The organism is Pseudomonas sp. URMO17WK12:I9 (assembly GCF_900230165.1).
GTDB classification, from domain to species: domain Bacteria; phylum Pseudomonadota; class Gammaproteobacteria; order Pseudomonadales; family Pseudomonadaceae; genus Aquipseudomonas; species Aquipseudomonas fulva.
Genome location: NZ_OCMQ01000025.1, coordinates 1 through 1,380, shown reverse-complemented (window position 1 = coordinate 1,380; position 1,380 = coordinate 1). Strand labels below are relative to the sequence as shown.

1 rRNA gene is annotated in these 1,380 nt (G+C 52.9%); it reads right to left on the bottom strand.

What is annotated here, in order from left to right:
- Positions 1–21: 21 nt before the first annotated feature.
- A 23S ribosomal RNA gene (locus tag CRP40_RS21665) occupies positions 22–1,380 on the bottom strand; the annotation flags it as partial.

Here is a 1,380-nt window from a genome sequence, read left to right as displayed (position 1 = left end):
AGCAAATTGCTTGGGTGTTATATGGTCAAGCCTCACGGGCAATTAGTATTGGTTAGCTCAACGCCTCACAGCGCTTACACACCCAACCTATCAACGTCGTAGTCTTCGACGGCCCTTTAGGGGATTCAAGATCCCAGTGAGATCTCATCTTGAGGCAAGTTTCCCGCTTAGATGCTTTCAGCGGTTATCTCTTCCGAACATAGCTACCCGGCAATGCCACTGGCGTGACAACCGGAACACCAGAGGTTCGTCCACTCCGGTCCTCTCGTACTAGGAGCAGCCCCTCTCAAATCTCAAACGTCCACGGCAGATAGGGACCGAACTGTCTCACGACGTTCTAAACCCAGCTCGCGTACCACTTTAAATGGCGAACAGCCATACCCTTGGGACCGGCTTCAGCCCCAGGATGTGATGAGCCGACATCGAGGTGCCAAACACCGCCGTCGATATGAACTCTTGGGCGGTATCAGCCTGTTATCCCCGGAGTACCTTTTATCCGTTGAGCGATGGCCCTTCCATACAGAACCACCGGATCACTAAGACCTACTTTCGTACCTGCTCGACGTGTGTGTCTCGCAGTCAAGCGCGCTTTTGCCTTTATACTCTACGACCGATTTCCGACCGGTCTGAGCGCACCTTCGTACTCCTCCGTTACTCTTTGGGAGGAGACCGCCCCAGTCAAACTACCCACCATACACTGTCCTCGATCCGGATAACGGACCTGAGTTAGAACCTCAAAGTTGCCAGGGTGGTATTTCAAGGATGGCTCCATGAGAACTGGCGTCCCCACTTCAAAGCCTCCCACCTATCCTACACAAGCAAATTCAAAGTCCAGTGCAAAGCTATAGTAAAGGTTCACGGGGTCTTTCCGTCTAGCCGCGGATACACTGCATCTTCACAGCGATTTCAATTTCACTGAGTCTCGGGTGGAGACAGCGCCGCCATCGTTACGCCATTCGTGCAGGTCGGAACTTACCCGACAAGGAATTTCGCTACCTTAGGACCGTTATAGTTACGGCCGCCGTTTACCGGGGCTTCGATCAAGAGCTTCGCTTGCGCTAACCCCATCAATTAACCTTCCGGCACCGGGCAGGCGTCACACCCTATACGTCCACTTTCGTGTTTGCAGAGTGCTGTGTTTTTAATAAACAGTCGCAGCGGCCTGGTATCTTCGACCAGCAAAAGCTTACGGGGCAAGCCCTTCACCTTCGCCGGCGCACCTTCTCCCGAAGTTACGGTGCCATTTTGCCTAGTTCCTTCACCCGAGTTCTCTCAAGCGCCTTGGTATTCTCTACCTAACCACCTGTGTCGGTTTGGGGTACGGTTCCCAGTTATCTGAAGCTTAGGAGCTTTTCTTGGAAGCATGGTATCAACCACTTC